Below are 2,098 nucleotides of genomic sequence, written 5' to 3'. Positions count from 1 at the left end.
CGCCCGCCGCGCCGAGCGAGGATGCCTCCCATGGCTGCGGCCGGGACCTGTTCTCCCTGTTCCGCAACAATGCCGGCCCGGCGGAGAGCGGCGCGTCCGTCCTCAACCTGCTGGGCTGAACCGGCGGAAGAAAATCCTGGAAACTGGGCCGGCGCAGGGCCAGGGCGGCCCGCATTGTGACCGGCCCATCCCTATGGCACCATGATGCACGGGCTGCCCAAGCCACCGTGCCACCGACGTCGAGAGGTCCGAAGATGCCCCCACGCTCCACTGGCGCAGCCCCCGCACTGCCTCCCTTCGACTATACGGTGTTCGGCGGCACCGGTGACCTGGCTCTGCGCAAGCTGCTGCCGGCGCTGTACCTGCGCGACAAGGCGGGGCAGGTGGCCGAGGGCAGCCGCATCATCGGCGTCTCGCGCAGCCCGCTCGCCCCGTCCGATTACCGCGCCAAGGCGGAGGAGGCGATCCGCGAGCATGTTCCCGCGGACGAACGCGACACCGCGCTGGTCGCCCGTTTCCTGGAGCGGCTGGATTATGTTCCGGTCGATGCCACCTCCGACAACGGCTGGGATGAACTGGCCGGCCGCCTGAACAATCCGCCGTCGCGCAGCAGCGGCGCGGTCCGCATCTTCTATCTCGCGACGTCTCCCAGCCTGTTCGGCCCGGTCAGCGACCAGCTGCGCGCTTTCGGCCTCGCCACGCCGGACTCGCGCGTCGTGCTGGAAAAGCCGATCGGCCGCGACCTTGCCTCGGCGCAGGAGATCAACGACCGCGTCGGTGCCGTCTTCACCGAGCCGCAGATCTACCGCATCGACCATTACCTCGGTAAGGAGACGGTGCAGAACCTGTTGGCGCTGCGCTTCGGCAACTCCCTGTTCGAGCCGTTGTGGAACGCCGACCATATCGACCATGTGCAGATCACCGTCGCCGAAACGGTGGGCGTTGAGGAGCGCGGTGGCTATTACGACCAGTCCGGCGCGCTCCGCGACATGGTGCAGAACCATCTGCTTCAGCTCGTCTGTCTGGTCGGCATGGAATGCCCGATCTCGCTCGCCCAGGAATCGGTGCGCGACGAGAAGCTGAAGGTCCTGCGCTCGCTCAAGCCCATCGGGGCGGACGAGGTCGGCGGCTGCACCGTCCGCGGGCAATATCGCGCGGGTGCGGTTGCCGGCGGTGCGGTTCCCGGTTATCTCGACGAACCCGGCATCCCGGCGGGCAGCGGCACCGAGACCTTCGTCGCGCTGAAGCTGGAGATCGACAACTGGCGCTGGGCCGGCGTGCCCTTCTATCTGCGCAGCGGCAAGCGGCTGCCGGCCAAGATGTCGGAGATCGTCATCCAGTTCCGGCCGATCCGCCATTCGATCTTCCCGCAAGGAGCCGGCGAACTGCAGGCCAACCGCCTGATCGTCCGGCTCCAGCCCGACGAGAGCATCCGCCTGCATCTGATGACCAAGGAACCGGGGCCGGGTGGCATGCGCCTGCGTCCGGCGGCGCTGAACCTCAGCTTCGCCCAGACGTTCGGCGGCCGCTTCCCGGATGCCTACGAGCGTCTGCTGATGGATGTGGTCCGCGGCAACTCCACCCTGTTCATGCGTCGCGACGAGGTTGAGGCGGCGTGGCAGTGGGCGGAGCCTATCATCGACGGCTGGACGGCCCGGCATGAGATGCCGAAGCCCTACATTGCCGGCACCTGGGGACCGTCCCAATCCATCGCTCTGATCGAGCGCGATGGCCGCACTTGGCACGACGACGAGATCCCGTCGGCCGCCTTCTGAGGTCTGCCGATCAAAAAAAACGCCATAGGGACGAAAAAAGCTCTTGCATGGGTCGGGGGGTGCCGCCTATAAAGCGCCTCCCGACGCGAACGACGCCGGCGCCGCCGAACCGGCAGCGACCGACACGCGAACGGGAAGCCCGACAAACCGGTGCTTGCGATCCGAACCCCAGGGTTCGGGCGAGCTTCCGGTTTCTGCATCGGGCGGGTTCTTTGACAAGTTTATACCGTGTTGTGAGAAGGGATGCGCAAGCGGCGGCAGTTGGTACCCGTTGCGGCCTTGTGGGGTTGGTTCTTTTGGGGATCGGCACAATGAGGATCGTC

1 protein-coding gene is annotated in these 2,098 nt (G+C 66.8%); it reads left to right on the top strand.

What is annotated here, in order from left to right; all coding sequences use genetic code 11:
• Positions 1-254: 254 nt before the first annotated feature.
• The gene (gene zwf, locus I71_RS23030; RefSeq protein WP_042698857.1) at positions 255-1,775 is read left to right on the top strand and encodes a glucose-6-phosphate dehydrogenase; all 1,521 of its coding nucleotides are present in this window, start codon (positions 255-257) and stop codon (positions 1,773-1,775) included.
• Positions 1,776-2,098 lie beyond the last annotated feature (323 nt).

It is taken from the genome of Azospirillum sp. B506 (assembly GCF_000333595.1).
Taxonomy (GTDB): Bacteria; Pseudomonadota; Alphaproteobacteria; order Azospirillales; family Azospirillaceae; genus Azospirillum.
Note: the sequence above shows the minus strand (reverse complement) of the source record. Positions and strands in the feature narration are given on the sequence as shown.

What these genes read in the sequence shown, in the direction of transcription:
- zwf (WP_042698857.1), top strand. Translation starts at nt 255, where the DNA reads ATGCCCCCACGCTCCACTGGCGCAGCCCCCGCACTGCCTCCCTTCGAC.